This is a genomic window from Mesorhizobium sp. M7A.F.Ca.US.006.04.2.1 (assembly GCF_004022915.1).
GTDB classification, from domain to species: Bacteria; Pseudomonadota; Alphaproteobacteria; order Rhizobiales; family Rhizobiaceae; genus Mesorhizobium; species Mesorhizobium ciceri.
In genome coordinates this window covers 1-628 of the sequence record NZ_RZQA01001547.1, presented here as the reverse complement: position 1 = coordinate 628, position 628 = coordinate 1, and the positions used below count along the sequence as shown (strand labels likewise).

At 56.5% G+C, this 628-nt stretch carries 1 pseudogene; it reads left to right on the top strand.

Features of this window, described 5'->3' with window-relative positions:
* Positions 1 to 523: 523 nt before the first annotated feature.
* Positions 524 to 628, top strand: a pseudogene (locus EN925_RS38655) (cell division protein FtsZ); the annotation flags it as partial.

Below are 628 nucleotides of genomic sequence, written 5' to 3'. Positions count from 1 at the left end.
TTTCAAGCCAGTTCAAAACGTCCGCAATTGCATCGCTCAATTTAAAACCTCTGGTTTTCGAAGGTGCCGCAGCCTGACCGGCCGCACGTCCCTGGTAAAAATAGCTGGTGAGTTTTAGGAAAACAGACGTGGCTGTCGCCAAGCGCTTTTCCTTATTTTTTCAAGTCACTAGCTGGTATGTCGGGAGGCATTTCAAAACCAATTGCGCGATCTGCGATCGCAACATAGAGGTTGGAGGGCGGAATGCCAAGCACGAGCCGGTAAACCAGCGCGCAGCCGCTATCGGCGGGAGCGGCGAGCTCGCTGCGGTAAGATCTGGCGCACGCAGCGCCCGAGCCACGCTGTGCAAAACGGTCATCACAAATCTTGACCTCGCATGCACTTGCACCTCTGGCCGCTGTCTGGCTTTTTGGGGTACCCATCGCAACGGACTGATTCGCGTCATGCCGCTCGATTGCAATATGCCCAAGGCAGTCTGCGGGTGGGTCGTGAAGCGCGCGCAATTGACGAAGGAGAAACAGGCATGGCCGAGTTCAAGAAGCCCGAAATCTCCGAGATGAGACCCAAGATCACCGTTATCGGCGTCGGCGGCGGCGGCGGCAATGCCGTCAACAACATGATCGCCGAG